Annotated in this window: 26 protein-coding genes; 1 reads left to right on the top strand and 25 read right to left on the bottom strand. The window is 70.2% G+C overall.

The genetic code is table 11. The annotated features are described in order from the left end of the window. Positions 1 to 5: 5 nt before the first annotated feature. From HW837_RS45395 to HW837_RS45310, 18 genes are all read right to left on the bottom strand, one after another. Complete coding sequence (locus tag HW837_RS45395) at positions 6 to 902, bottom strand: phage distal tail protein (protein WP_193382948.1); 897 nt, start codon at positions 900 to 902, stop codon at positions 6 to 8. Then, on the bottom strand, positions 899 to 5,584 hold the full coding sequence (locus HW837_RS45390) for a hypothetical protein (protein ID WP_193382949.1): 4,686 nt from the start codon (positions 5,582 to 5,584) through the stop codon (positions 899 to 901). The genes HW837_RS45395 and HW837_RS45390 overlap by 4 nt, the downstream gene beginning before the upstream one ends. Positions 5,585 to 5,605: 21 nt before the next feature. After that, positions 5,606 to 5,950: a hypothetical protein gene (locus HW837_RS45385; RefSeq protein WP_237270682.1), complete on the bottom strand. Its 345-nt coding sequence runs from the start codon at positions 5,948 to 5,950 to the stop codon at positions 5,606 to 5,608. A gap of 26 nt (positions 5,951 to 5,976) precedes the next feature. Continuing rightward, positions 5,977 to 6,510, bottom strand: a complete 534-nt coding sequence (locus HW837_RS45380) for an efflux RND transporter periplasmic adaptor subunit (protein WP_193382950.1) — start codon at positions 6,508 to 6,510, stop codon at positions 5,977 to 5,979. A 103-nt stretch (positions 6,511 to 6,613) separates the two neighbouring features. After that, entirely contained in the window at positions 6,614 to 7,087 is a 474-nt protein-coding gene (locus HW837_RS45375) for a phage tail tube protein (protein ID WP_237270676.1), read from the bottom strand. 141 nt (positions 7,088 to 7,228) lie between these two features. Then, the gene (locus HW837_RS45370; RefSeq protein WP_193382951.1) at positions 7,229 to 7,699 is read right to left on the bottom strand and encodes a hypothetical protein; all 471 of its coding nucleotides are present in this window, start codon (positions 7,697 to 7,699) and stop codon (positions 7,229 to 7,231) included. Next, positions 7,699 to 8,094 carry an HK97 gp10 family phage protein gene (locus tag HW837_RS45365; protein ID WP_193382952.1) on the bottom strand — a complete coding sequence of 132 codons (396 nt, stop codon included), beginning with the start codon at positions 8,092 to 8,094 and terminating at the stop codon, positions 7,699 to 7,701. The genes HW837_RS45370 and HW837_RS45365 overlap by 1 nt, the downstream gene beginning before the upstream one ends. Beyond that, positions 8,094 to 8,534, bottom strand: a complete 441-nt coding sequence (locus tag HW837_RS45360; RefSeq protein ID WP_193382953.1) for a DUF6093 family protein — start codon at positions 8,532 to 8,534, stop codon at positions 8,094 to 8,096. The genes HW837_RS45365 and HW837_RS45360 overlap by 1 nt, the downstream gene beginning before the upstream one ends. Further along, a complete protein-coding gene (locus HW837_RS45355; protein ID WP_193382954.1) occupies positions 8,534 to 8,926 on the bottom strand; it encodes a hypothetical protein in 393 nt (130 codons plus the stop codon). Before HW837_RS45355 ends, HW837_RS45360 begins: the two co-directional genes overlap by 1 nt. A 169-nt stretch (positions 8,927 to 9,095) precedes the next feature. Further along, on the bottom strand, positions 9,096 to 9,929 hold the full coding sequence (locus HW837_RS45350; protein ID WP_193382955.1) for a hypothetical protein: 834 nt from the start codon (positions 9,927 to 9,929) through the stop codon (positions 9,096 to 9,098). Continuing rightward, complete coding sequence (locus HW837_RS45345; protein WP_193382956.1) at positions 9,926 to 10,258, bottom strand: hypothetical protein; 333 nt, start codon at positions 10,256 to 10,258, stop codon at positions 9,926 to 9,928. Before HW837_RS45345 ends, HW837_RS45350 begins: the two co-directional genes overlap by 4 nt. 87 nt (positions 10,259 to 10,345) lie before the next feature. Next, on the bottom strand, positions 10,346 to 10,705 hold the full coding sequence (locus HW837_RS45340) for a hypothetical protein (protein WP_193382957.1): 360 nt from the start codon (positions 10,703 to 10,705) through the stop codon (positions 10,346 to 10,348). A 3-nt stretch (positions 10,706 to 10,708) separates the two neighbouring features. Further along, positions 10,709 to 11,773: a major capsid protein gene (locus HW837_RS45335; RefSeq protein ID WP_193382958.1), complete on the bottom strand. Its 1,065-nt coding sequence runs from the start codon at positions 11,771 to 11,773 to the stop codon at positions 10,709 to 10,711. Positions 11,774 to 11,789: 16 nt separating this feature from the next. After that, positions 11,790 to 12,524, bottom strand: coding sequence for a hypothetical protein (locus HW837_RS45330; protein ID WP_193382959.1), 735 nt, complete (start codon positions 12,522 to 12,524; stop codon positions 11,790 to 11,792). Between the two features lie 105 nt (positions 12,525 to 12,629). After that, positions 12,630 to 13,406 carry a hypothetical protein gene (locus HW837_RS45325; protein ID WP_193382960.1) on the bottom strand — a complete coding sequence of 259 codons (777 nt, stop codon included), beginning with the start codon at positions 13,404 to 13,406 and terminating at the stop codon, positions 12,630 to 12,632. A gap of 121 nt (positions 13,407 to 13,527) precedes the next feature. Then, complete coding sequence (locus HW837_RS45320; RefSeq protein ID WP_193382961.1) at positions 13,528 to 15,408, bottom strand: hypothetical protein; 1,881 nt, start codon at positions 15,406 to 15,408, stop codon at positions 13,528 to 13,530. A gap of 75 nt (positions 15,409 to 15,483) precedes the next feature. Next, complete coding sequence (locus HW837_RS45315; protein ID WP_193382962.1) at positions 15,484 to 17,043, bottom strand: terminase large subunit domain-containing protein; 1,560 nt, start codon at positions 17,041 to 17,043, stop codon at positions 15,484 to 15,486. Further along, a complete protein-coding gene (locus HW837_RS45310; RefSeq protein WP_193382963.1) occupies positions 17,027 to 17,566 on the bottom strand; it encodes a sigma factor-like helix-turn-helix DNA-binding protein in 540 nt (179 codons plus the stop codon). Before HW837_RS45310 ends, HW837_RS45315 begins: the two co-directional genes overlap by 17 nt. A 115-nt stretch (positions 17,567 to 17,681) precedes the next feature. On the opposite strand from HW837_RS45310, the gene HW837_RS45305 reads away from it, so the two are divergent. Further along, positions 17,682 to 18,386, top strand: coding sequence for a hypothetical protein (locus HW837_RS45305; RefSeq protein WP_193382964.1), 705 nt, complete (start codon positions 17,682 to 17,684; stop codon positions 18,384 to 18,386). Positions 18,387 to 18,627: 241 nt separating this feature from the next. Here HW837_RS45305 and HW837_RS45300 read toward each other — a convergent pair whose 3' ends face one another. The 7 genes from HW837_RS45300 to HW837_RS45270 all read right to left on the bottom strand — a co-directional run bounded on the left by HW837_RS45300 (position 18,628) and on the right by HW837_RS45270 (position 26,038). Beyond that, positions 18,628 to 20,910 carry a type IV secretory system conjugative DNA transfer family protein gene (locus HW837_RS45300; RefSeq protein ID WP_193382965.1) on the bottom strand — a complete coding sequence of 761 codons (2,283 nt, stop codon included), beginning with the start codon at positions 20,908 to 20,910 and terminating at the stop codon, positions 18,628 to 18,630. Positions 20,911 to 20,974: 64 nt separating this feature from the next. Continuing rightward, entirely contained in the window at positions 20,975 to 21,355 is a 381-nt protein-coding gene (locus HW837_RS45295; RefSeq protein ID WP_193382966.1) for a hypothetical protein, read from the bottom strand. Beyond that, the gene (locus tag HW837_RS45290; protein WP_193383570.1) at positions 21,348 to 22,967 is read right to left on the bottom strand and encodes a hypothetical protein; all 1,620 of its coding nucleotides are present in this window, start codon (positions 22,965 to 22,967) and stop codon (positions 21,348 to 21,350) included. The genes HW837_RS45295 and HW837_RS45290 overlap by 8 nt, the downstream gene beginning before the upstream one ends. 456 nt (positions 22,968 to 23,423) lie before the next feature. Further along, the gene (locus HW837_RS45285; RefSeq protein WP_193382851.1) at positions 23,424 to 24,032 is read right to left on the bottom strand and encodes a hypothetical protein; all 609 of its coding nucleotides are present in this window, start codon (positions 24,030 to 24,032) and stop codon (positions 23,424 to 23,426) included. A 1-nt stretch (position 24,033) separates the two neighbouring features. Beyond that, positions 24,034 to 24,546, bottom strand: coding sequence for a DUF6197 family protein (locus HW837_RS45280; protein WP_237270675.1), 513 nt, complete (start codon positions 24,544 to 24,546; stop codon positions 24,034 to 24,036). A gap of 30 nt (positions 24,547 to 24,576) precedes the next feature. Continuing rightward, a complete protein-coding gene (locus HW837_RS45275) occupies positions 24,577 to 24,831 on the bottom strand; it encodes a hypothetical protein (RefSeq protein WP_193382852.1) in 255 nt (84 codons plus the stop codon). 22 nt (positions 24,832 to 24,853) lie between these two features. Next, on the bottom strand, positions 24,854 to 26,038 hold the full coding sequence (locus tag HW837_RS45270) for a hypothetical protein (protein ID WP_193382853.1): 1,185 nt from the start codon (positions 26,036 to 26,038) through the stop codon (positions 24,854 to 24,856). Between the last annotated feature and the right edge of the window lie 32 nt (positions 26,039 to 26,070).

Raw genomic sequence — 26,070 nt, 5'->3', positions numbered from 1 at the left:
TCCTCCTACAGGGCCTTGTAGGCGGGCCACCAGGTGACGGCCAGCGTGGATGTGAGCGTCAGGTCGGTTGCCGACCAACGGATCTCGTTCAGGCCGGGGGCGAGGACGAACTGGTCGATGCGGGAGGTGGCGGACAGGGGGGCGCTGCCGCCGTTCTCCCGTAGGACGGTCCGCCAGCCGGGCCGGGTGTCGAGCTCCACCCACTCCCCCGCCGCGAGGCTGGTCTGCACGGTCAGGGTGCGTCCGCTCCCCATGTGGGTGATCGTCGGGTTGGCGCACGGCCCGTTCACCCGCAGCACCGGCCACGTCGGCGCGGTGCCCTCGACCTGCAGGTAGCCCGGTCGGGCGATCGCGGAGGCTTCCCCGGCGATCGTGAAGGGGAACACCAGCGGGAAGGTGATGCCGCCCTCGGTCAGCGACCCGAGCGGCATGGACGTCGACTCGGGGGTGTCGGCGTAATACAGGTGGTCCTGGGCCTGGAACTCGATGTCCAGGGGGATCCAGCCGGTGATGGACTTGGACAGGTCCGGGGAGAGCTTGCGCAGCCGGCCGCGGGCGACGCGGGCGGCCCGGCCGGGGAACTTCAGCCGCAGGTCCATGGTGGTGCCGCCGGAGCCGCGTACGGCCGGGGTGTCGGCGTCGTCCTGGAGCGCGGCGAGGACGGTGAGTGCGGCGTCCTGGCTGCCGGGGGTCTTGATGCCGGCGTCGATACGGATGGTGCGGCCGCTGTAGTAGTCGGTGCCGAGCCACAGCCCGTCCTCGCCGGGCGGTTCGATGTCCTGGCTGCGGACCTCGGGCTGGCCGAGGCCTTCGATCGCGGCGACGGGAACTTGCGTTCCGGTGCCGATGAGGACGGCGCCGAGCTGGTGCTGGTTGTCCTCGAGCGGGGTGGGGGTGCTCATGAGCGTGCTCCTACTCCGCCGCGCGCCAGGCGGCGCAGTTGGTAGCCGCTGCGGTCTTCGACCTTGCGGGCGGTCTCCTCGGCGCTGCCGCCGGAGGTGACGTTGTAGACCTGGGATCCCACCAGCGGGCCCTGCTCGCGGATGACGACGACCCGGCCCGCGCCCGCGTCGGTCAGGCCGAGGCCGAACCGGGAGGCCACGTTGGACAGGACCGCGGTGGCGGCGCCGCGCTTGGAGGGGGCGAAGGGCACGTAGGCCTCGCCGTGGGTGGAGGGCTCGGCGAACCGGATGATGCCGGCCTGGGTGGCGTACATCCCGGCGCGAATGCCGCCGTTCTCGTAGGCCATGCCCTTCTGTGCCTTGGCCAGGTCGGCCAAGAAGCGGCTGGCGCGGGAGCCGAGTGCGGTCTTGATCTGGCCGGTGGCCTTGGTGGCGACGTCGATGATGTCGTCTTCGCCCAGGCCGGTCTTCGCGGCGACGTCGTGGATGCCGGTCTTGGAGGTGGTGATCGCGGCGATCACGGCGACGAGCTGGGAGACCTGGTCGGCGGTGAGCGCGTTGTTCGCGGTCTTCGCGGCCTTATTCGCCTTGGACGCCTTGCCCTTGTCCTTCACCGCAGCCGCGGCCAGGTCCATGGCGGCCTGGTCGTTCTGCTCGGCCAGCTGGGAGGCCAGGTCTCCGTAGCCCTGTCCGGCCAGCTTGGCCAGGTTCGCGGCAAAGTCCTTGTCCAGCTTGTTGGCCTTGTCCAACTGCCGTGTGTAGTCGGTCAGCGAGGCCTTCGCGGTTTTCTGCAGGTCACGGAGCGCCTTGGCCATCTGGTTGATGTACTTGGTGGAGCCCTTGGCCATCTTGTCGGCGAGCTTCACCCCGTCCTCGCCCATCGCGGCGAGCGCCTCGGCGACGTCCCCGCCGACCCGGTCCGCGACCCGCTCGAGGTCCTTGTTCCACGCCTGGGTGGCCTTGGAAGCGGACTTCAGCTTCTTCTCGACGGCGCCGACGTCGAAGTACTCGATCTCCTTGACCTTGCCCTTGATCTTCACCTTCTTCGTCTTCCGGCCGGCGGATCCGGCGTCGGAGGAGGAGTACAGGGAGCCGGTCTGCGGGTCGTATCGCCAGTCGGTCACGCCTCCGTCGGCGTTCCACTGAATGCCTTGGGGGTCGCCGCCCAGGCGGCGCACAATCTCCTCGGTGATGGCGCGGGACCGTACCCGCTTGGAGCGGGCGAAGGGGACGTAGCCCTCGCCCTGGGTCTCGTCCTCCGCCCACACCCGCCACGATCCGCCGCGGGCGATCTGCGCGACGTGGTTCTCGGAGCCAGAGGCGAAGTGGCGTACGCCGCCGCGCTGGATGCCGCCGTCGGCGTAGTAGTCGAACACGCCGCCGTCGACACGGGCGTTCTTGGCCTGCCTGCGCAGCGCGTCGGCGAGGCTGGAGGCGGTGTTGTCGACGGTCTCGTTGATGGTGACGTGCCGGGTAGTGATGGTGATCGACTTGTCGGAAAGGGCATCGCGGGCACCCTGGACGGCGCCGATGTTCGCGATCGCCGTGCCGGTCGCGGCGGTCACGGTGACGCTGCCGTCGGGCAGGGTGGTGACCTTGAAGCCGACGTTCTCCAGCGCGGCGATCGCCCCGGCCGAGAGGGTACTGACGGTGACGGACTTAGCGCCCGGCGTCTCCTTGATCTTCTGAATGACGCCGTTCAGGCCCTCGATCGCGTCCAGGGTGACCGCGTCGAGGACGATGGTCTTGTCCTCGATGCCGTCCCGGGTCTCCTTGAGGCTGTCCAGCTTGCCCTTCGCGCTCCCAGTGTCGGCCGTCACCTCGAACTGGCCGTCGGGCAGTTCGGTGACGGTGAACCCGAGGGACTCCAGCAGGGCAACAGCATCGCTGGTGAGGGCGTCGACCTTGACGCTCTTGGCGTTCGGGGTGTCCTCGATCTTCCGGATGACCGCGTCCAGGCCGGCGACGGCGTCCTCGGTCCGCATCTCCAACAGGGTCGACTTCTTGTCCGGGATCTTCAGGTAGGAGTCGGCGAGGAGTTCGGCCTGTTCACGGGTCAGGCCCATGTCGTCGGCGGCCTTGATGAAGGTGTCGCGTCCCTCGTCGTAGATGCCGTTGACGTACTTCCAGGACTTGCCCTGCTCGCGAGCAGCGGTAGCGGCGGCGTCGGTGTTCGCGGCCAGCGCGGAGAGGACCTTCTCCGCGTCGCGGGCCTTGTCGGAGCCGAGGTCGAGTTCGCCGTCGCGCATCTTCAGGACGCCGGCGTGGTCCTTGGCGGCCTTGGTGGCGTCGTCGATGGACTGCTCGAACGCAGACATGGCCGACCCGGCGGCCCGGTTGACGTCGTTGAGGGCGACGATGGACGCCCGCAGGCCGTCCGCGGAGGCCTTCTGCGCGTCCAGCTTGCCCTTGGTGGCGATCGCCTGCTGCCCGAACACCCCCATCCCCTGCGCAGCGAGATCCTGCTCCGCCTTCAGTGCGGCGACGGCATCCGTGTACTCGGGGAAAACCTCGCTGATCTCCTTGGTGGAGTAGCCCGCCTCCTTGAGTGCCGTCTCCATCGTCTTGAAGTCGGCGGCGGCCTGGTCGGCGTACCCGGACGACGCCATCGTCGCCAACGCCTCGTCCAGGCCCTTGAAGTCGTCCTCCAACGCGCTCAGGGAGTCCTCGCCCGAGCGGAAGTCGTCGAACAGTTCGTAGGCGGAGCGGCGCAGGTCGTCGAGGGCGCCCACGCCGTGCTTGCCGAAGGAGTCGACGTACTCTTCCTGGTCCTTGGTCGACTGCTCAAGCTGCTTGAACTTCTTCACCAGGCCGTCGACGCTGCCGAACGTCTTCTTCAGCTCGCCGGTGAACTCCCCCGTCCGGGAGAGGTTCTTCAGGCTGGTGGTGAGGCGGTCCACGTCCGGCGGGGCGCCGCGGGCACTGTCGGCGAGCCGGTCGATGCCGATCGCGGCGATCGCGAGGACGCCCAGGCCGACGGCGGCCTTCTGCGTGCGGGTCATGCTGGCGGCGGTGGCGCGCAGGGTAGTGCCGACGCCGGCGGCGCGCATGACGGCGAAGTAGGCGGCCAGCCGAGCAACCGCGCCCGCTGATGCGGCCGAGCCGACCAGGCCGATGCCGAGGGAGAGCAGTTTCAGGGCGGCGTAGGCCTGAATGAAGGTGGACAGGGCCTCTTCGGGGACGGCGTTGATCAGGTCGGCGACGGTGTCGACGGCGCCGAGGACGGACACGCCCATGTCGGAGGCGGCGACCAGCAGGTGCAGGCAGGCGCGGGCGATGCTGCTGAGCGTGTCGGCGACTTCGGGCCCGACCTCGTGCGCGAAGTCGAAGAACTCCTCCACGTCGCTGTTGATCTGCCCGGTGTCCAGGGCCTGGGTGAAGTTGACCAGGCCGCTGGTCATGCGGGCGAGCGCCCCGGAGGCGGTGTCGTCCAGCTTGTCGACGAACCGGTCGAAGCCGGGAGTCTGCATGCCGCCGGCGGCGACGTCGAGGAGGTGTTCGAGTTCGTCCGACATGCCGCGCACCATCGGGCTGGCCTTGGGCAGTGCGGCGGTGAACAGCTGCAGGCTCTTGGTGACGACGGGCATGGTGTCGCCGGACAGTTCGTCGGACCAGTCCCGGTACTCGTCCTTCAGGACACCGAGTGCCGCGGCGGCCTCCCGGGTTTCGGGAGTCATCTCGCTGAGGATCTGCTGCTGGGCGAGTTGGGCCTTGGCCGCTTCCTGCGAGCCGCGGCCGTGCTCGCGGACGGCGTCGTTGTACTTCTTCTGCGCGTCGGACGCCTCGGCGATCTGCGCGACCTGGGAGGCGATCGCCAGGCCGTAGGCGATCGTCCCGGCGCCGGCGGCGCCCAGGCCCGCGGCGATGGGGGCGAGAGACGCGCCGATCGGGATGAGCGCGGTAGCCAGGCCGACGGCGGCCATCATCAGCCTGCGGGTGCCGCCGGAGGACCGGTTGGCCGCCTGGTTCAGGGTGCCGATGTTGCCGCGCAGTCCTCCAAGGCGGCCGGAGACGCGAGTGACGGACCCGTCGAGGTCGTCCATGTCGCTGCGCAGGGTCCGGGTGCGGGTGGACAGGCTGCTCAGGCGGCCGTCCAGGCTTTGCGATCGGCGGTCCAGGCCGCGTAGGGCGGTGTTGGAGCGGCGGGCGCTGTCGGTGAGGTCGTCGAGTTGCCGGGCGGTGATGCGGGCGCGGGCGGCCAGGGAGAGCAGGGCCCGCCCGGTGTCCTGTGCGGCGTCGCGTACGGAGTTCAGCGCGGCGGCCGTGGCGGCGGAACGGCGGGCGATGTTGCCGTCGTCCAGGGAGATGCGGACCTGAATGTCGCGGTCGACGCGCTGCAACTGGCGGGCAACACGCGTCGCCTCGTCGGCCAGGCGGCGCAGGTCCCGGGCCGTGGTGCGGGACTGCCCGGACATGCGGCCCAATTGGGCCCGTGTGGTGGTGGCGGTGCGGCCGAGCTGGTTGATGGAGCGCTGGGTGGTCTGCGTTCCGGAGTTGTTGGCGTTGATCCGGACGTTGAGGTCGATACGGCGGGCGGCTTCCGCGCGCAGGGCGCGGATCTCGCGGCGTACGGCGGCGATATCGCGGGTCAGGGCGCGCGCGGACTGGGCGTCCTGACGCAGGGTGCGGCCGAGTGAGGAGCCGCGTGCGTCGAGCCGCACGGACAGGTTCCACTGCGACACGGTCTCCTCCTTCCGGGGTGGCTAGTGGTGCTCGTGCTGGGTTCGGGCGACGGCGAGGGCGGCGTGGACGCTGGTGGGGATGAGCATGACTTTCACGCCGTGCCCTTCGTCCGTGGTGGGTACGGTCTTCTGCCGGTCGGTGAGGATCTGGCATCCGATGCAGCGGTGGGTGATCGCGGTGTAGGCGTCCTCGTCTCCGCCGGCGGATGCGTCCCACTCGTCCGGGCGGGTTCCGCAGCCGGGGCAGACGGTGCGCTGGTAGGCGGCGTAGGCGAGGGCCTTGCGGCGGTCGAGGCCGGTCCAGGTTCCGTCGCCGTGGCCACGGAAGTGGCTGTGGGGGATGCCCCAGCGGTCGCACAGTTCCATCTCTGCGCGGAAGGAGGCATCCTCGATCAGCCTTTTCCCAGGTCGGAGCGGCTGCGGTGCTGGATGCCGTAGGCGGCGCTGAACAGGTCGCGGGAGTCGCTTGCGGACCACTCGGTCATGCAGGTGATGGCGTACTCGAGCGGCATGCCGTCCAGGGACGCGGCGGCGATGACGGCGGGCGCGAAGTCGTCCATGTGGAACTCCTCGCCGTTGGCCTCTTCCTCCTCGTTGGCGGGGTGCTCGCGCTCCAGGGCCGCCAGCTGCTTACGGGGGATGGCCCTGAACCGCAGGGTGACCGCGCGCTCGTCGTGCGCCGCCTGCGCGGCCGCGAGTTCGGTGCGGGCGCGTTCCGCTCGGTGTTCCTCGGCCGTGGTGTCGGCGGCCTCGTCGCCGGCCGCCTTCAGCCGGGCCTCGGCGTTGGCGAGTTCGGCCTTGGCCTGCCCGAGCCGGATGCGCAGCTTCTCGTCGTCGCAGATGGTGAAGGTGGAGGTGGCGGGCTTGAGGCTGTCCAGCCTGCGCTGGAGTTCGTCCCAGGCCGGGGCGGGGCTGGTGCTGGTCATGTGCGGTCCTTGGGGTGGGAAGGCCCGGCCGGGCGCCAGAGCGCCCTTCCCGAAGCGGTGGGCCCGGCCGGGGGCATGAGGGAGACGGACAGAAGGCGGTCCGTCAGGTCATCGCGGGAACGGTCTGGTTGAACGCCGGCCGGTCGGTGATGACGAACTGCACGGTGATCTTCGCGGCCTCGTTGTCCGCCGTGTAGGCCTTGGAGTTGGAGGCGACCTTGACCGGGAACACGTCGAGGCCCTTCGCGGAGGCGATGTCGCCCTTGGAGAAGATCGCGATGAAGCCGGAGGTTCCCTTGGCGAGGTCGGTCTCGATGTCGTCGGCGGTGCTGTCCTCGTAGAAGGTGAGGGAGCTGTCGGCGGCACTGTCGTCGCCGTCGATCTTCGAGACGAACGTGGAGCCCATGTCGGGGGTCTCGATGGGCTGGTTCTCCAGCGACCAGCCGTCGATCGCGCTGATGTTGTCGGTCAGGTCCGTGCCGCCGGTGATCTCCGCGCGGGTCGGCAGCAGCGCGGTGGAGGCGACGGTCGGCAGGAACATGATGCGAGTGAGGGTCTTCCGGTTGAACCTCGGCATGGTGGCCCCTTTTTACGGATAGGGGCCGATCGTGGGGGCCCCTGCTACACGTGGTGGTGTGGCGGACACCTGATGGGGTGTCGTCCGCGTGGGGTCCCGCCGCGGTGCGGTACATCTGCCGCCCAATGTCGGGCGGTTGGCCTACGCCTGGGCTTCCTCCAGGTGCAGCCGGTAACGGATCACACTGGTGATGATTGCATCGTTCGCGTCGGGTGTTCCCCCGGCCTCCCTGGCTTCCCGGTACCAGCAGTGCACGCCGGGGATGGTCAGCGGGTGCAGATAGCCAGGCCCGCCGCCGGGCGCCCGTTCGACGACCTTGCGTCCCTTGTCGGCCAGCCACTGCGCCTGTTCGTCCGTGCCGCGGCTGTCCGGCTTGCCTGGGGTCGGGCCGGACACGAACGTGGCCTGGTAGGTGGCGATGGCGGCCTTGTCGTTGCCGGCGAGGGTGCCATCGTCGTCGTCTTGGTCGAGCGGGTACAGCAGCGTGTAGGGGGGCGGGTAGGGCTGGCCGGTGTCCGGGTTGATGGGCACGGTGCGCAGGCCCACCGGTTTCCCGGTGAGGGTGGCGAGCAGGGCGCGCAGAGCGGCTGTGACGGGCCTTCGGTCGATCATCACGGGCCCCCGAAGATGCGGTCCACGGCATCGCCGCATGCTTGCCTGTACTCGGGTGACAGCTCGTTGACCGCGGGCTCCACGTGCGGCCGGGGTACTTGGAAGAAGTGCCGGCCGAGGCTGTCGGTCATGTCGTAGAAGCCGTATTCGAGGCGGCGGCCCTGGGGCCGGTCGGTGCCGACTTCCGCCCCGCCGCCGTCCGGGACGGGAAACGGCTCGACCTTCCAGGAGCCGCGGTAGTCGCCGGTGATGACGTTCGGTCCCGGACGGCCGGAGGCGTTCTCCGTGATGAGGGCGCGCAGGAGCCGCGCCTGCTGCTGCACGGTCCGGTCGAGCTCCGGGCCGACACGGTCGGCGCACCGTTCCAGTCGGGGCGCGAGGTCCTCCAGGTCCATCACGGCACCTCCCGGGTCTGCTGGACCTGGTCCAGGGCGGTGATACGGACGACGGACAGGGTGCCAGCGCCTCCTGGGTCCTGGGACCGCCACTGCCGCCCGAGCAGCGCCATGTCACCGCCGCCGTGGATCGCGACGACGGAGACCAGCTGGTCCTTCTCCATGACAGGCGCTTCGAGGGGGGTGAGGAGCCGGTACTTGGAGCGGGTCTCGGCCGCCCACGGCAGGTTCGCCCCCGGGATGGCTACGACCTCGGCGGCCGTTCCGGCGGTCTGGACAGCGCCGCGGCCCTCGTAGAGCGTCTCGGCCTCCGGCCACACGTACTCCCCCGTGGCGTCGTTGAAGACCGGTGGCCCGGGCGCCGGGGCGGTGATGCGGACGGTGTCCCACGGGATGAGGTCCTCAACGACCTTGGTGATCCCGGACAGGTCGAGGGCCATCAGGAGCCGCCCTTCCCGCCACGCACCCACTCGGTGAGCACGGCGAGCATGGCGCGCGCGGTCGCGCCGGGGCCGCCGCCGTAGTCGGACCGGTTCAGGGCCTCCTGGTCGAGGAGGACCGGGTCGACCTCGGCGAGGAACGCGGCGATCAGATCGCCGGGGGTCTTCGGGACGCCGACAGCAACCCGGGCGAGGCCTTCGAAAACGGAGCCATCGGGCTGCCGGGTGTGGAGGATCAGCAGGGGCAGCGAGTCGGCGATGGAGTGCTCGAGGACGTACCCGGTGACAGTCCCTGGGGGCAGGGCGTTGCCGTCGAGGGTGATGGCGGCGTGGCCGGGCTGCGCGTCGATCCGCACACCGCGCGCCTGCGGCTGAGCGGGCGTCTGGGTCACTTCGGTTCCCCTTCGTGTCGCTCCCTGCCATCCAGCGAGTTGTGCACGACCACCCACCCCACGGATCCGTCATCTGCCTTCACCGGACGCTCCCGGGGCCCACAGACGCACGGTGTCCCGCTGGTGTCGTGCTCGATCAGGTCGCCGATCGGCTCCACATGCACGGTGCTCACAGGGCGGCTCCGGAGGCGATGTCGGTGCGGCCGATCAGGTCGAGGCGGGGCAGGAACTCGCGGATGCAGTGCGGATGTGCGGTGGGGTGGGCGAGGGCGTCCTGCACGGTGCGTAGGGTCCGGTTCGCGCGGTCGGGGTCGTCGTGGGAGGCCCATCCGCAGTCGGCTCCGTCGCGGACCTCGACGTAGCTGACGTCGAGTTCGTCGAGGGCGGTTCGGCAGGCTGCCGTGTTGGCGGTGGTGACTGCCTGCCAGGTGATCGCGGAGCGGGCCCAGGCGTCGACGGGGTGGCGGGCGTTGTTGGCGTAGACGACGGTGTCCAGGGGGTGCTGGCGCAGGAGGCGGGCGGTGTCGAAGCGGGCTGCGGTGGCGCGGGCGGCGTCCTGGGCGGCGCGCAGGAAGACGCGGGCGCGGCGGATGGCTTCCTGAATGCGGGCGGTCAGGTCGGCGTAGTACTGCGCGGACGTCCCGGTGATCGCCGCTTGGTGGCGGGCGGTCCAGGTGAACAGGTCGATGCTGCGGCCCGCGTTATCGATCATCGTCCATGCGCCCTCGCGGTAAATGAGGGGCAGGTCGGTTGCAGCCCAGCGTTCGGCGAACGCCATCGCCGCGCGGGTGAACGCGGCCAGGGAGGTGTTGAACACGGCCACAGCGGCGCGTACGCGGGCGGTGGAGCCGCGGCCGGGCCGGATCAGGGCGAGCGCGTTCAGGAGCCGGGTCTGGGCGTTGGTGAGGATGAACCAGGCGCGGGAGAGGCGGGCGACGGCGTCGGTGATGTAGGCGAGGAGGCGTGCGCGCAGGGTCCGGCCGCGCCGTACGGGGGTGGTCATCGGCGCCTGCGTTCGACGAGCTGGAACGTGCCGAGGACGGTGACGTCGTCTCCGGTGGTGGGGGTTTCGTCGGGGGCAGGGGAGCCGTCGGCTTCGAGGGCGGCGATCTGCCGCTCGTACGCCCGGATGTTCTCCGTGAAGGAGACGGAGACGACGCTGGAGACGTTGACGGTGGCGGCCTGGGCGCGGAGGTTGGCGAGGCGCTCGTTGAGGACTTCGAGGGCGACCTTGCGGGCGGTGCCGAGCCGGGTGTAGCGGGAGGTCAGGTCGGCGAGCGGCGTGGCGGTGCCGAGTTGGGAGAGCAGCCAGGCCTGTACGGCGGTGTCCACGGGTGTCCTCCAGGGGGCGGTAGAGGGGGTGTGCGGGTGCGGGCCCGCCGGTTGGCGCCCCCACCACAGGGGCGGGCCCGCACCCGCTTATTCGCCGCCGTTGTCGGCGGCGTTCCGGCCCCGGGACCGGCTGGTGGCCGCCGTCTTCTTGGCGGCGGTCTTCTTGGCCGCGGGGGCGGCCTGGTCGTCCAGGGCGGGCTGTTCAGGCCCGTCGGGGCCGGAGGCGGCGCCAGAGTCGCCGTCCGGGCCGCCGCCGGGCCCTTGAGGGGTGTCCGGGCTGTCGGGGGTCGTCTTGGGCAGGCGGGGCAGCTTCCCGTCCACCCATGCGGCCGGGTTGGTCACCAGGGCGGCCAGCCGGGGCTCCGGGAGAGTTCCCGGGTGCAGCTCGACCATCTGGCGGGTTTCCGGATCGCGCACGAACACGGTCGCTGCGAGTTGGGCGCCCATGGCTCACCACACCGTCGCTGCGATGTGGATGTCCGGGGTGTACATGACCGGCAGGGCGGCCGCGGATGCCTTCGTCCACACCTGGACCGGGTCGTCCTGGTAGCCGGAGGTCACGATGATGCCGGGGGCCTCTTCGCGGACGATGGACGGGTTGGAGCCGGAGGACAGGACGATGCCCTCGGCGGTGAGCCCGTACTGGGTCTCGGCCATCTGGCGGGTGTCGGGCGGCAGCAGGAAGAACATGTTCTCCGGCAGCGGCCGCTTGTCGGTTCCGTCGTCCAGGGGGATCTTCACGTCGTACGTGGTGATGGGAGGAAGCCCGTACCGGTCGCGGACGACGTTGACCTCGTTGCGGGCGAGGACGGCGGTGGGGATCGTGGAGGCGGAGTTCACGCTGCCGTAGTAGGCGGCCCGGTAGGAGTCGTTGGACAGCATGTACGCCCACGTCTTGTACGAGGTGAGCGCCCGGGTGGGCATCGGGGCTCCGGAGGCGCGCAGGACCTCGATCCAGGCCATCTCGTCGGCGAGGATGTCGGCGGTGGGGTCGGACCAGTCGACGGCCGCGGTCGGCATGTTCGCCGAGGGGACCTTGTGGTCGGCTTCGAGGGTGAGGCCGTTCTCGCCGACGAGGGTGAACTTGCCGTCGACGAGGAGGTCGCCGGCGGCGAGCTCCATGCGGTGCTTGATGGACAGCACGTGGGCGGCGACGTCGTCGTAGATGGTGTCGACGAGGTCCTGGCCGTCCATGCCGCGGGAGACGTTCTGCAGGATCGTCTCGAGTTCACCGACGATGTACTTCTGCCCGAGGGGCAGGAGCTTGCCCTCGGTGACCCAGCGGCTGATCTCCCGCGAGGCGACCTTGGTCTGGGCGTCCCACGCGCGGTAGGAGGCGGCGGCGACCCGGCGGCTTCCGCCGCGGATCTGGTACTTGACCGAGTCGACGGTCCGCTCGGGGATGACCGACTGGGTCAGCAGGTAGTCGGCCGGGGTCTGGATCTCCCGGACGAAAGCGTTGATGACCGTGGGGTTGATGTCCCGCAGGAGGACTTCCAGCATGTCGTTCGGCATGGCTCAGTTCTCCTGATCAGACCTTGTAGACGAAGCTCTTGTTGGAGCCGTCGGGGACGTCGGTGGGGTCGAACGCGACGGGCAGCTGCGCGGGGTTGATCTGTCCGTGGACCATGAGCGGTGCGGCGGCCTTGGTGGCGCCGGGGTAGAAGGACACCTCGGTGAAGAGGAACCCGGCGAAGACGTCCGCGCCGTCCGCGGTCGCTGCTGCGCCGCCGGCGGTGGTGGTGGCGATGGTGATGTCCGGGGTGGTGCCGCCGGTGAACGACTCGGTGGTGGTGGGCGCGGCGACGTTCTCGCCGAGCTGCGTGCCACCCCAGGTGAGGGTCCAGGGGCCGCCGGCGTTGCCGGTGACGACGACGTCGCCGGGCGCGATGTTCGACAGCGCCTCCAGCGCGGCCTGGACCTGCGCGGCGGTGGCGTTGTAGGCGATCGCGGCGGTGGTCTGCCCGGACCAGGTGATGGTGAAGGTGCCGCCGGTCGGCGCGCCGGTCACCGTGAGGGTCTGGACCTCGTTGGAGACGGCGTTGTACGGCGCGTACAGGCCGGACGCGGTGAGCTTGCCCAGGGGGATGCCGGACTTCAGCTTCCGCTCGGGCTGGTAGGCGGAGGCCTCGGTCCAGTGGAGGTTCTCGTCGAACTGGGTGAGGTCGAGGGTGACGGTCTCGTTGGCTTCGATGCCGAGCATGCTCATGAGCCACGGGCGGCCGACGGCGAGCGACTCGGTGCTGGTGTACGGCTGGATGTCCACCCGTAGCCCCTTTCGCGATGTTCGCGGAATGTGTGGTGAGGGCACCTGTGGTGGTGCCGTCCACGGGGGGTCAGGGCGTGGTCCCTAGGTCTCGTGCCTGGCCGGTCAGGAAGCGGTGCGCAGGCCCATCCGCTCGGCGCGCTTGCGTGCCTCGTCGCGGATGGCGTCCTTGGCTCCGGCGGGCTGCCGGGGGGCGTTGCCGCTGGCGGGCCCGCCGGACGGCGCCGGGGGCAGGGTCTGCGGGGCGGGCGCCGTGCCGAACAGTTCCGGACGGCGCTTCTTCAGCGCCTCGGCCGCGGCAGCGACGGCGGCCGCATCAGCGTCGGGGGTCTCGCGCAGGTCGCGCTCCAGCATGGCCAGGGCGTCCTGGAGGTTCGGGGCTGTGACCGTGCCTTGGTCGTCGACCTGGTCGAGGGCGCCGAGGCGGGTGAGGGCCTGCTCCCGGGCGAGGGCGCGGCGCGCTTCGGCGATCTCGGCCTGCTGCTGATCGACCTTCGCCTTCTCGGTCTGCAGGGCCTGCGTCTGCCGCTGGAGTTCCTCGGCGCGCCGCTGCTCCTCGGAGAGCTGCTGCTGGCGTGTCTGTTCGGCCTTCTTGAGCAGGTCGCCGAACTGGGCGGGGTCGAAGGTGTCGGGGTCCACGCCGGCGGCTTCGGCGATGGTCCGGTACGCGGAGCGCCGGCCTTCTTCCTTCTCGTCCACCATGATCTTGTTCAGGCGGCGCTGGGTGAACGACACCATCTCCTCGCCCGGCTCGGCGGACGGTGCCGGCGGTGCGGCCGGAACGGCGGGAGGCTGCTGTCCGGCCCGGGCGGCGATGTCGGCTGGGGTGGGCACCGGGCCCGTGGCCGGGGCGGCGGGGGGCTGGATGGTGGGCTCGGTCATGCCGACACCACCTCGACGCGCGGGGCGGCCGGTCGGGTCTGCGCGGGGCGACGCATGAGTGCAAGTCCTCCCAAAGGACGTTCAGGCCCCGCGCCTAGATCCAAGTTCAGCACAGATCGCATCACGTGTTCCCCTGGCTCCCCTGCCCCACCGTCTCCTCGGGGTCCTCGTCTCCCGGCGGGAGGGCGTTGAAGGGCAGTTGGACGGTGGGGGTTTCGGGTTCGTCGGGGGCCTGGCGGCCGAGGAACGCGGCGACTTCCTCGGGGTTGCCGAGGGCGTCGGCCAGCATGCGGGCGTCCTCGAAGGCGCGGGCCTCGATCTGCTTGATCTCCTGCTCGATGTCGTCGACGGGCCAGCCGATCTCCTGCAGACGGCGGATGGCTGTCTCGAGGGAGATGAGGCCGGCGGTGCGGGCTTTGGTGACTTCCTCGAGGACGGCGGCCTTGTCGGTGGGGGTGTAGGCGCCGCGGGTGAGCTTCGCCGGGAGGACGGGCAGGCCGATCCAGTCGGGGTGCTGGCCGGCCTGGAAGAGGCGTTGGACGAACTTGGGCAGGAGCCGGTCGGCGTGGTCGCGGGCCAGGCGCATCGCGGAGATGAGGGAGTCGAGCGGGCCGAGGGCGAGTTCGAGCTGGTAGCCGGAGTCGAACTGGGCGGGGTCTCCCATGCCGAGGGCGACGGCGGGGATGCGGGCGGCTGCCGCGGCCTGGTCGCGCAGGTCTTTGCGGTGGTTGCGGAGCTCGGCCAGGTTGGCGCTGGTGTCGACGGAGGTGATGGAGCCGCCGTCCCCGAGGGTGAGGACCATGCCGGGTCCGGCGGTGTACTGCTGCTGTCCGTTGATGGCCTTTCCGGAGATCGCGAGGATCGGGGATCCGGTGGTGGCGGAGGCGCGGGAGGAGTCCGTGTCCGAGCCGGACAGTTCGTCGAACACCTGGAGCACCTTGGCGAGGCTGCTCTGCCCCCAGTGTTCCCCGGCGGCGGGGACGGTGTTGGGGACGTGGATGACCGGCAGGAAGTCGATCAGCATGTCGAGGTGGTCGAGGACTTCGCCCTGGCCGTTGGTGGCGAAGCGGGCTTTGTCCATCGGAAGGTCGTCGACGTCGACGGGGCCTTTCAGGTCGCCGAGTTCCCAGATCGCGTCGGTGAGGTAGACGGTCTTGTAGGAGGGTTGCTCGCTCCACGGGTACATGCGGGTGATGGCGCCGCCGCTGTCGAGGAGGTCGCCGCGGCCGAGGAGGGGCTGCTCGGGAGTCTCGTCGGTGGGTTCGGACATGACGGTGGCGCGGACGGGCCGGCCGGTGCGGTCGACGCCGTTGGCGGCCTGGGGGCGGATCCAGTCCAGGTGGTAGGTGATGCGGCGCAGCCGTGCGGGCAGTCGGCGCTTCTTGTCCTCAGGGAGTTCCCAGGCGAAGTGGATGCGATCGGGGAAGTCGGAGCCGTCGGAGTCTTCGTCGAGGACGGGGAAGTAGAAGCCCGGGTCATAGGTGCGTACGCGGACGCGCTGCTTGTCGGCGTCCCAGTGCAGCAGTAGGACGCCGTCGCCGAGGCCGACGGCCTTGCGTTCGGCTTGCAGGAGCCGCATGGGCAGGAGTTCCTCGTCAGCCCACTCCCGCAGCAGGGTCTGGACGCGTTCGGCGGTCGCGGCGTCGGAGGATGCTCCGCCGTCTGCTTGTTCGGCGCCGGGCACGGTGATGGTCTGCTCGTCGCCGAGGACGTGGGAGGTGATGGTGTCGACGAACATGGACGGGTCGCCGAACTCGCGGCGCTCGCGGGCGCTGTCGCCGTCGAGGTACGCGGACAGCTCGGCGACCTGGTTGTTGTCGTAGGCGGTGAGGAGCTTGTACGCGGACAGGCGGCGTTCGTCGGCGGCCGGGACCCAGGTGGCGTGGGCTTCGGGGAACGCCCGCCGGTTGGGCATGCCGAGGGTGTCGGAGTACAGGGGCTTGTAGTTCAGCCAGGACCAGGCGTCGATGACGGTGTCCTTGGCGCTGGCGAAGAGGCCCACAGCAGTCCTTCCCGCTGATCGAGGCCCCGCGCCTGTGATCAGCGTACGGGAGTGGGCTGGGAGGGGTTCCCCTGGCTATCGGCGGCCGCGGAGGCGGTTGTCGCTGTACTGCTGCGTGCCCAGCCCCTCGCCGGCAGGGTCGGCGAGCTCGGTGAGGGCGTGCACCGCGGCGTCCATGCGGTCTGGGCTGTCCATGCCGGGCAGCCAGGTGACCATCTGGCCTTCGAGTTCGACGTGCTCACCGACGTGGTGCACGCGCCCCTGCTTGTACAGCTGCGCGATGGGCTCGGCGCGGAGCCGCTTCCCCTGCTTGGCGTGCACTTCGATGATCGAAGGCATGAGCATCCCGCGGGTCTCGCCCTGCTGCGCGAGTTCCTGCCAGCCCTGGACGACGATCTGACGGGCCATGTCGCCGCCGAAGTTGCGTTCCACCAGGATGGCATCTGCTTGCCGCTCGACGGCGAGTTTGCAGACCTCCACGCCCCAGGTGTCGGCGCCCATGGTGCGGGAGCGGTCGTCGAGGACGTACATGTCGCCTTCGGTGTCGCGGGCGGCGCAGACGAGGCCGACTTCGTCGTTGCGGAGGGTGTCGCCGCCGGCGTGGTCGACGGCCACGACGATCCGGGTGGGGTTGATCCCGGCCCACGCTTCGGGCTTGATCCGGTTGCCGGTGATCCATGCCCACTTCCAGACGCCGCCTTCGAGGGGTCGGGGCTTTTGCTGGTAGAGGGCGTACCAGACGCGTTCGCCGACGGATTCGCGGATGTCGGCGAGTTCTGCTGCGTCGTACTGGTCGGGCCAGAGGGGTTCGCCGATCTCTCGGTTCAGGGGGTCGTCGGGGCGGTCGGCCAGGGCGGGGAGGTCGATCTGGAGCCAGCGGTGGGGTTCGTGGGAGAGGAGGCGTCCGGACAGGTCGTCCTCGTGCCAGCGGGTGTTGATGAGGATCAGGGAGGCGCCGGGGGCGCGGCGGGTGAAGAACACGGACCGGTACCACTCCCAGACGCGTTCGCGTTGGGCTGGGCTGGCGGCGTCGTCGTGGCCTTTGAACGGGTCGTCGATGATGCCGAGGTTGAAGCCCTTGCCGGTGAGGCCGCCGCCGACGCCGGCGGTGACCATGCCGCCTCGTACGGAGGAGCCGCGTTTCTGTTCGAGGTCGAAGCGGTTGGCGGCGTGGGAGGCGGGGTGTAGCCGGATCCCGAGGGCGGGGGCGTATTCGCGGAGTTGGTCGCGGACCCAGCGTCCGTGGTCGTCGGCGAGGTCGGCACCGTAGGACGCGATCATCACCCGGTGCTCAGGGTGCCGGCGCAGGTACCACAGTGGGCCCCAGCGGGAGGCGCGCTGGCTCTTTCCGTGCCGGGGCGGGCAGGTGAGCATGACCTGGAGGCGTTCCCCGCTGGCGATGCGCCGGAACGCGCTGTCGATCATGTCGAGGTGTGCGGCCTGTTTCTCCCGTCCTTCGGTGAGGACCGCGGCGAGCGCGCCGGGAGACCGGTCCATCGCCATCTCCCGCTCGACGCGGGCGAGCTTGCGGCGAGTCTCCGGCCGGGCCCGGGCGATGACGCGGCGGCGCTGCTCGGGCGGCAGCGCCCGGTACTTGGCCTCCAGCGCCTGCTGCCGGTCAGTCGCCGTCGTCATCGTCGTCCTGGTCGTCGACGGCGGGGTCTTCGTCGTCTTCGTCGTCGAAGTCGGCGTCCGGGTCGATGGCGGGGATTTCGGCGTTCTCCCGGTCGGAGATGTCGATGAGGGCCATGACTTCGGCGGCCTCGCCGCTGGAGAAGGGGATGGCGCCTCCGTCCGGACCGCTGATCTCTGTGCGTACGGGCACCTTCAGGCCGAACAGGTCGGTGATGTCGACGATCAGCTTGCGGGCCTGTTCGCTGGCCTTCAGGTCGGGGTCCTCGGCTCGCGTGGCGGCCGGCATGACCGCGCGGAGCAGTTCCTCCAGTCGGGCGCCCTGGATGTACCGGTACAGCTCGGATTGCTGGACCTCGAGGTCGCGGGCCTTCTTGATGGCGCGGGACAGGTCGGATCGGGCGGTGGCCGGCGACATGCCGAAGTGCTCGGCGATCTGGGCTGCGGTGCTGCCCTGGATCTTCATGATGAGCATCTCGCGGCGCCGGTCGGCGACGGATGCCTGCTTCGCTTTGGGTACGGACATGGCGGTGGGGGCTCCCGCTCGGTGTGTGGTTGTTCGGCCCCGCGCCTGTGACGAATGATCGCCGATTTTCGGATATGGGTTCCCCCGGCTCGGGGTGAGGGCCATGCTGCGCGGCATGAAGCGTGTACGTGGGGTGGGTGTGGCGGCCGGGGGCGTGCTGGCCGTGGTGGTGATGGTGGGCGGCTGTTCGAGCGCCGACGGCGACGGATCCGGGCGGGCGGAGTCCGAGTCGGCGGGCGCGCGGGCAACGGCGTCGGTGCCGGTGGAGGAAGTTCCGGAGGAGCCGGCGCCGACCTATCCGCCGGGACCGGAGGGCGATATCGACCGGAAGGCGGATGCGAAGGGCTGGACGCACGACTCGATCTACGGCAGCGCCTCGGAGTTCGTGGACGACATCTGCGTGTCGCTGCCGGACGAAGGGAAGAGCGGGGTGCCGCGGGCTCAGTGGCTGGACGAGGGCGGCTACCTGCTGGGGGACGGGGCGGCGGTGCTGACGTTCGGGGTGCCGAAGCTGTGCCCGAAGTGGACGAAGACGGTCAAGGCCGCGGTGTCGGGGGACTACGAGCGGGCGGTGAAGGCCGGCGATTGGGAGGTGGTGGCGGATCCCGCACCGTACGACCCGGAGGAGGACGTGCAGCAGATTCGGCCGGGCACGTATCGGGCGGTGGGTCGGTTCGAGGACTGCTACTGGGAGCGGACGTCGAAGGACGGGGAGATCGTCGCGAATCAGTTCGTCACTCAGGCGCGGGAGCTGACGGTCACGCTGCAGGCGGGTGAGCTGTTCAGGAACGACTGCGGTGTGTTCACGCGGGTCGGCTGACACCCTTCGGCCTGGGCCGGGCCGGATGTGGTGCGGTCCCTGAAACCGTCCCGGGGGGGTGGGTGGTGTCAGGGACCGTAGGGCCCGGGCTCTCGAGAAAGGAGTCCGGGCAGATCGTGTGTCGGCCCGCCCAGGCAACACAGCCGGCGCGGGGACACTGACTGAAGGAGTCTCGGGCGGGCCGACGTGAACGATGCTGCCGTACGCGCGCCGGTTTGTCTGAGGCGCCTTCCCCTGGCGGCTATTCGTCGCCTTCCGTGCTGTCGAGGGTGGGGGCCTGGCCGTAGCCGTAGCGGCCGCGGACGTCGCGTCCGGTGCCGGGCTGGCGGTGGATCCGGTCAGCGGTGACGAGGCGGGAAAGGGTGTTGTCGAGGGTGGATCCCTCCAGCCTGGCGATCTTCCCGATGTCGCTCTTGTGTAGGTAGACGGGCTCGAGGCCGAGCGGGTCGGCGGAGCTCTGCAGGGCGGTAAGGATCTTCTCCTCGGCGGTCGGGTCCTTCTTGGTGCTCAGGTCGATTCCGCTGATGATGCTGCTGACCGGGCCGCTGATGAGGTCGGCGTCCGTGTCGTCGTCCTCGCCGAGGACGCTGGTGGCGGCGATCTCGTGCCGGTCGTCCCAGTCGGGCCAGTCGGCCGGGTGGGCGACGGCGCTGGGGTCGATGTAGGGGGCGGCGGATTCGAGGATGAAGTCGCGCATCATCTCTGCGGCGCCGCCCGGGCCGAGGGTGTAGCCGAGGCCGAAGGTGGACTCGGGGTCCTGCATGGCGACGTTCTCGTCGTAGACGAGGGGCTTGTCGACGTCCCAGGCGGCGGGGATCTGGCCGGGGTCGACGCCTTCGAATCCGGTGGTGACGAGGTGGCGCTGGTCGGAGTCGGTGCGGAGCATGACCAGGGAGCCGCCCTGGATGACGTTGGTGCGCAGGGCGGTGGAGCCGCCGAGCTTGTCGGCGTTCACGGCCTGGTTGATGATCGTGAGGATGATGCCCTGTGAGCGGGCCTTGGCCGCGAGCGCTTCGAGGATCTTCGCCGCTTCCTTCTTGTGCTGGTCGAGTTCGGACAGGGGGACGTGGGCTTCGTCGAGGATGAGGCGGACCCAGGGCCGTTCGGGGGTGGGGACGAAGTTCTTCATCTTCAGTCGGGCGGATTCGGCGATCCGCCAGCGGAGCAGGGCGTAGGCGACGCGGAGGGGGCCCATGCAGCCGTCGTCTCCGAGGCCGGAGTAGCAGGCCATGGCTTCGACGTCGGGGTTGGAGGATCCCTTGGGGTCGGCGTAGAGGATGGCGTGGCCGTTGACGTGGTCGGCGAGGGCGACGATCTGGATGAGGCCGCCCTTGCCGGAGCCGGTGACGCCGGCGACGAAGAGGTGCTTGGCGCCGAGCTTGGGGTCGACGAACTGGATGCGGGCGGGGAATCCGGAGACGTGGCGGCCGATCTGGACGTAGCCGCCGTCGGAGATCTTCAGGACATGGGTGCCGGGGAAGGGGACGCCGGCTTCGAGGGGGTTGTGCTTCATGAGGCGGACGGTGCCGCGGCGGGGGTCGCCGGGGACGGGGCTGTAGGAGCACAGCAGGGTGTTGGTGCGCAGGGCTCCGGCGAGGCTGGCGCGGTCGGGCACGGGCAGCTTGTCGAGGGATTCTCCGGCGACGACGTAGGCGACTTCGCCGCCGGTGTTGGGGTCGTCCTGGACGTCTTCGAGGTGGGTGTCGGCCATGACGCCGCCGGAGCGTGCCGCCCACTTGCGCCAGGCGCCGGCGAGGGTGGTGGGGTCGAGTTCGGCGGGGGCGGTCAGGTTGACGGTGATGGTGGCTTCGCCGGCGTGGATGCCGGGCCGGATGGTGATCCATTGGGCGGGGATCCGGTAGACGCTGGAGACGGTGTCGGGGGTGACGGTGACGGCTTGTCCGGTAGGGGCGGTGATGGTGCCGGTCCAGCGGGTCGGGGACAGGGTGCGGACCTGGAGGACCTGTTCGCGGTTGGTGCCTTGGCCGGGGTGGGAGATGTGGGTGCCCCAGGCCTGGAGGATCAGGTCCTCTTCCGTGAGGGGGACGGCCACGGTGGTGGGGTGGTGGGGGGCGGGGCGGTGTGCGCGGGGGCGGCGCAGGACGTTGCGGAGCTTGTAGGGGATGAGGGCGACGGTGGCCCACCATCCGAGGGAGATGATGCCGGGGATGCTGGCGGGGTCGAGGATGCCGGCCATGAGGGCGTCGGTTCCGGCGGTGTCGCCGAGGAGGCCGAGGGTGAGGCTGATGCCGGTGGCGGCGGTGGAGATGCCCAGCGTGGTGCTGTGGGCCTCGAGGATGTCGGCGGCCGGGAGCTGGGCGGTGAGGGCGGCGGGCAGGCGGCGCATGTAGTTGAGGGTGGTGAACGTGGCGGTGGCGCTGTAGGCGAGGCCGGCGGCGAGGGCCGCGCCGTCGTTGAGGAAGGGCGCGGCGATTCCGGCGGCGATGGGGGCGGCGATCTGGGCGCGGGCGATGTTCAGTTCGGTGGTGGAGTTGCGGGGCTGGGCGGCGGCGGTGTGGGTCATGGCGGGTGATCTCCTAGGCAGTCGAGGGGCCTCCTCCAGGGGTGGGGGCCGAGGGGCAGAGGGGTTACTGCTGGGTGAACCAGTCGCGGTGGACGTCGTGGATGCCGGTGACGTTGGAGGAGTTGACGGCCTGGTTGATGCCGTCGTGGGCGTTGCGGGTCTCGTCGTGGGTGGCCTGGGCGGCCTTGGCGGTGTCGTCGGCTCCGGCCGCGTACTTGATGGCGGCGTCCGACAGCCCGCGCATGATCTTGGCGAGTTCGAGGGTCTCCGACACGGTGGCCGGGTCGACCTTCATCGCAGCGATCATCTGGGACAGGCGGGCGGTGTCGTCGGCTTCCTGCCCGATCTGGTGGGAGACCTTACGGATGCCTTCGGCGTCGCGGACGATCTGCCGGGCCAGGGCGGTGGACTGCCGCAGCAGCTGCTTGTAGGTCAGGTCAGGCATTGCTGGTGCCTCCGTCGCGGTAGAAGCGGAGTTCGGCGGGCTTCGTCTCGGGCGAGTCGACGACGGCCTTGTAGATGGATCCGTACCGGGTCTGGGTGTTGGCAAGGATGACGGTGGTGTTCTCCGCCGCTCGCAGGGCCCGCTGCTGCAGGTTCCCGGCGAGGCGGGCCTGGTTGGTGGCTTTGTCGACCAGGCGGGACAGGACGGAGGTGACCTTCTCGCCGCCCTTGATGGCCTTCGCCTGCTCGAGCAGGCCGGTGGCCGTCTTCGCCTGCTCCTCGGCGTGGGCCTGGAGCTTCTTGGTGGCGTCCGCGATGCGATGCATCCCGTCGGCCTTCTCCTCCAGGCGGCGTTCGTACTGCTTGAGGGTGCGGACCTCGCCGCGGGTGCGGGACTGTCCGTCGCCGAAGGTGACGTGGGTGGCGGTCACCTGGTGCACGGGCACAGGCTGGGGGTGGTGGTCGGCGCTGGTCTTGGCGCTCACCTCGGGGCCGCCCTTCGTGTCGGTGTGGCGTTGCTTCTTGCGGGTGTCGTGGGCCTGGTCCAGGCGCTGTCGCTGGCGTTCGGCGGCTTCGTGGGTGTCGCGGTAGCCGTCGCGTGCGCCGTCGCGGTAGGCGCCCATGTGGGCGATGACGCGGCCGGTCCTGACGCCGTCGCGGTATCCGGCTTCGCGGGAGGCCCGGACGTCGAGCGGCTTGCCGCTGCCGGTGGTGCCGGGGTCCGTTGCGGGTGCCGGTGGGGTCTTCTTGGGTGTGGTGGCGGGGTTGGTGGGGGTGCTCGGTTTGGCCGGGTCCTGTCCGGTCTTCCCGGTGTCCGGGGTGCCGGGCTTCTTGGACAGGTCTGCGGGCGGGGCGCTGGCGTCGCTCTCACCGGTCTTGGCGGCACCGGTCTTCGGGCCGCTGCCCTTGGCGTCGCTGGTCTTCGGGCCGCTCTGCTTGGGGTCGGCTCCCTTGGCACCGTTGGTGGGCTCGGGGGCGTTCTTCGGGCTGCCGCCGTCGCGGGTCTTCTTGTCGTTGGTGTCGCCGGTCGCGGTGCGGTTCTTCCACGGACGGTCGTTGCGCGGCTTCTCGCCCGCGGTCTTCCCGGACGATCCGGTGCTCTTGCCGCGCTGGCCGTCCTTGCCCTGCTTGCCGTCGCTTCCCCGGCCGCCCGTGCTGCCGGTGTTCCCGGCGGACGACGACTTGCGGTCCTTGCCCGGGCCGCCGGCGTTGGACCGGCCTCCGGTACCGCTGTCCTTCTGGCCCTGCCCGACGGGGGACTGCTTCGGGCCGGTCGGCTTCCCGCTGCCCGACGTCCCACGTCCACCAGCACCGGAGCCCGAGCCCGGGCCGGTGCCCTTGCTGCCGGAACTGCCCGAGCTACCCGTGCCGCCCCCGGAACCGGTCCGCTGGCCACCACCGGTAGAGCCTTTCAGGGCGCCTCCGCTGGAATTCTTCTGCGCCCCGGAACCGGATCCGGCCGAATTACCCTTCGCGCCGACCTGCTTTCCACCCGAAGTAGACCCGGAACCACCACCGGAAGTGTTTCCCGGGGAGCGGTTCACCACGACCTGACGGGTTTCCTTCACCTGCGCGGCCTGATACCGGGCCTTCTGCATCTCCAGCCGCTTCACGTGAATGTCCGCACCCCTGCGCCACCGCTCAGCCGCCGCACGGAGAATGGTCTTGAAAACCCCCTCCTTACTGGCGGCCGAATTGGTCGAGGTACGGCTCCCGCCATCGTTTCCGGCCCCCGTTTCGGGGGCGTGGTAGGCGGCGCTGGAGGCCCCGCTACCGGCCGTCTCCTGCGTCTGAGCGCCTGCGCCGGCCGGGTCGAGGGTGAACGCTGCGGGCGCCTGGCGGGCGGGCTGGACAGGGGCCAGAACCCCCGCCAGACCGGTCGGGTTGTGCGTGGCGGGGGCGGGGTCGTTCGGCCCGGAGGCGGCAGCGGGGGCCGTGTCGCTCGCCATCAGATTCCTCGCTCTCGTGGACTACTACTACCGGGCAGGCCACCCGGAGAAGATCTCTGAATGACCTGCGTGGGGGCGTGGTCGGGGGTCTTTCCCGGGTGGGAAGTAGGTGGGAAGTAACTACTGGGTGGCGGGGCGGCTGCCCTTGCGGACGGCGAACACGGCACCGAGGCCGAGGACGCCGAGGCCGACGAGGAGACCGTCGTTGACGCCCCCGCCGGCCTGGGTGTCCTGGGCGGATCCGGCGGCCTGCATGTCGCTGCCGTCGGTGACGGGGCCCGCGTACTGGGTGTTGCACAGGTCCACGACGTCCCGGTAGGTGGGCGAGCCGAGTCCCTTCCCCACCAGGTCTTCCTTGTCCTTGATGCACTTGTTCACGGACGTCTGGCGGGCCTTGATCTCCGTGGATTGGGTCTTCTTCTGCGCCTCGGCCGCCCGGTTCATTTCCCGCATGGTTTCCAGCTCGAGAGCCTTCTCCTTGAGGGCGATCTCGTCGGCCTTGGTCTGGGATTCGGCCATGGAAGAGGCGTATGCCTGGTAGGACATGAGGCCTCCGGCGGCGAGGACGGTGGCGCCGATGGCGAGGGCGGTCTTTCCGCGTTTGGTGAGGCCGGGCTTGACCGGCTGTGCGGGAATTCCGTAGGGGGTGGGATCGGTGGTTTCGGTGTTCATTCCGTATCCGTTGTTGATGATGGCGCTGAATTCGGGGTCGTTGTTGGGGGTGTTCATTTCACTCTCCGTTTGCGCGGGCCTGGTAGGAGGCGCTGGTCAGCAGGGCTGTGACGTGCGGGAAGGTGCGGTTGGGGAGGTCGTTCCAGGCGAAGAACGGCATGGTCACGCCGTCCTTGGCGAGTTGCTGCTTCAGGTAGTGCTCGGCGCGGGCGCGGTGGTGGGGGGTGACGTGGCCGGACTTCTCCAGCAGGGCCTGGCAGCCGCGGATGCACATCCGGCCGGTCGGGGACACGTCGAGGGACTTGCACCAGCCGTATCGCTCGAGGGCTTCGCGGACCTGGAGGAGGTGCAGGGAGGGGGGTTGGGGTACCGGGTCCTGCCACCAGCCGAGGCCGGCCATGGCCTGCCGGAGGTGCTTGGGCAGGAGCCGCTGGCCCCAGGTCGGCGGGTCGAGGAGGTTCGGCGGGGCCTGGACCGGCTGTACCCGGGCGGGCGTGGTGGGGACGCGGGTCGGGGCCGGGGACGGGGGCGCCGTCCCGGGCCGCTGTTCGGTCCGGGTCTGCTGGTCCACCTGCGGGTTCCTTTCTTGCGTTTCTGCTGGTCAGGGCTTGTCGGTGATCGTCAGGGGGTCCACCTGGTCGTCGAACGCGCTGCGCTCGTTGGCGATCTGCTCCAGCGCGCTGGAGTCGAAGGTGATGCGCAGGCTGAGCGGGGTCTTCTCTCCTGCTCGGAGGCGGGCCGGAGCGTTGCCGGGGTGGGCGGCTTTCATCCCGGATTCGATGCGCTGTTCGACGGCGTGGAGAAGGTCGATGGCTTCGGCGACGGTGCGCGCGGTCCAGGTGATGGGTTGGTTCATGGCGGTCTCCTCGGGCTGGCGGTTACGGGTTGTTACCGGTGACCTTGGTGTGGATGTGCTTGTAGAGGGCGCGGATGTCGTCGGTCTTCAGTCCGTATCCGGCGTCCCGCCACGCCTTCTCGAAGGCGTTCTGTGAGGGGGCCGGACCGGTGCCCCGGAGGTCGAAGTAGAGGTCGAAGGCGCGGGTGCGAAGGTCGGCCTCGCTCGTCTCGGGCCTCTTGTTCGCCTGCGCCGCGACCGGGTTCGCGTTGGGCGCGTCCTGGCCTCGCCCTGGTGCGCCCTCGCTGGTCACGATGGGGTCACTGCTGGTTGAGGGTGCCGGTGCGCCCTGATCTTGAACGGTGGGGCGCAGTGACCGGAGGGTGTAGTCCTCGGTCCGGTTCGGGAGGGACTTGAAGGCGCCCATGCGGTCGATGCGGGTGGTGATGAGCATCTCGGTGCCGAGCTGGTCGAGGGTGTCGTCCAGGCCCTGGAAGGAGGCGTCGCCGGCGCGCATGAGGGCCTTCTTGTAGGCGCGCTTGCTCATGTACCAGGGCTTACCCAGAGTGGCGAGGGCGATGACCTTGTCCTGGGCGTTGCGGCGGCTGATCGCCTGCGCGTCGGCGCCGCGCGAGCCGATCCCCAGGTGGCTCTCAAGCCGCTTCAGGCGGTCCCGCCACCACCGGGCGAGGATGCCGTCCGACTTGATCTCGATCTTCTTGAGCTTGGTCTCGAGGCCGAGGAGCTTGTGCAGTCCGTACGCGAGCATCACGGGGCCGACGATGCGGACCGCGGCCGTGCCGAGGTCTTCGTTCTGGAAGCGGACGACCTCGATCGCGCCGATGGCCTGCGCGAGCACGAGGAAGTACGCGGCGCGGGCGGTGCCCTTGTCCTCGAACGCCCACGAGTACAGCGTGAGTCCGAGGACGATGCCCTCGAGTGCGAGGCCGACCGTCAGGGTCCAGGGGGACTCCATGTGCAGGCGGGCCTCGGCGAAGACGATCGAGGTGTTCGCCGACAGGCCGAAGCCGAGGAGGACGACGAGGCCCATGCCGAGGAAGCCGGTGACGGTGCGCCGCTTCTGGTTGTCGCGGGGCTGGCGGTGGGTGCGGCGGGCGCGGGTCTTGGGGGCGATGCGGTAGCCGAAGGCGAGGGTGGTCAGGGCGAGCAGGACGGCCCATGCCTGGGCGGGCACCTGCGCGGCCGCGTTCTGCACCTGGGTGAGCATGGGCGGGTCCTCTCTGGGTCAGCGGCGGTTGG

It is taken from the genome of Streptomyces caniscabiei (genome assembly GCF_014930365.1).
Lineage (GTDB): Bacteria > Actinomycetota > Actinomycetes > Streptomycetales > Streptomycetaceae > Streptomyces > Streptomyces caniscabiei.
The sequence above is the reverse complement of the archived record's forward strand: the minus strand, read 5'-3'. Positions and strand labels throughout refer to the sequence as shown.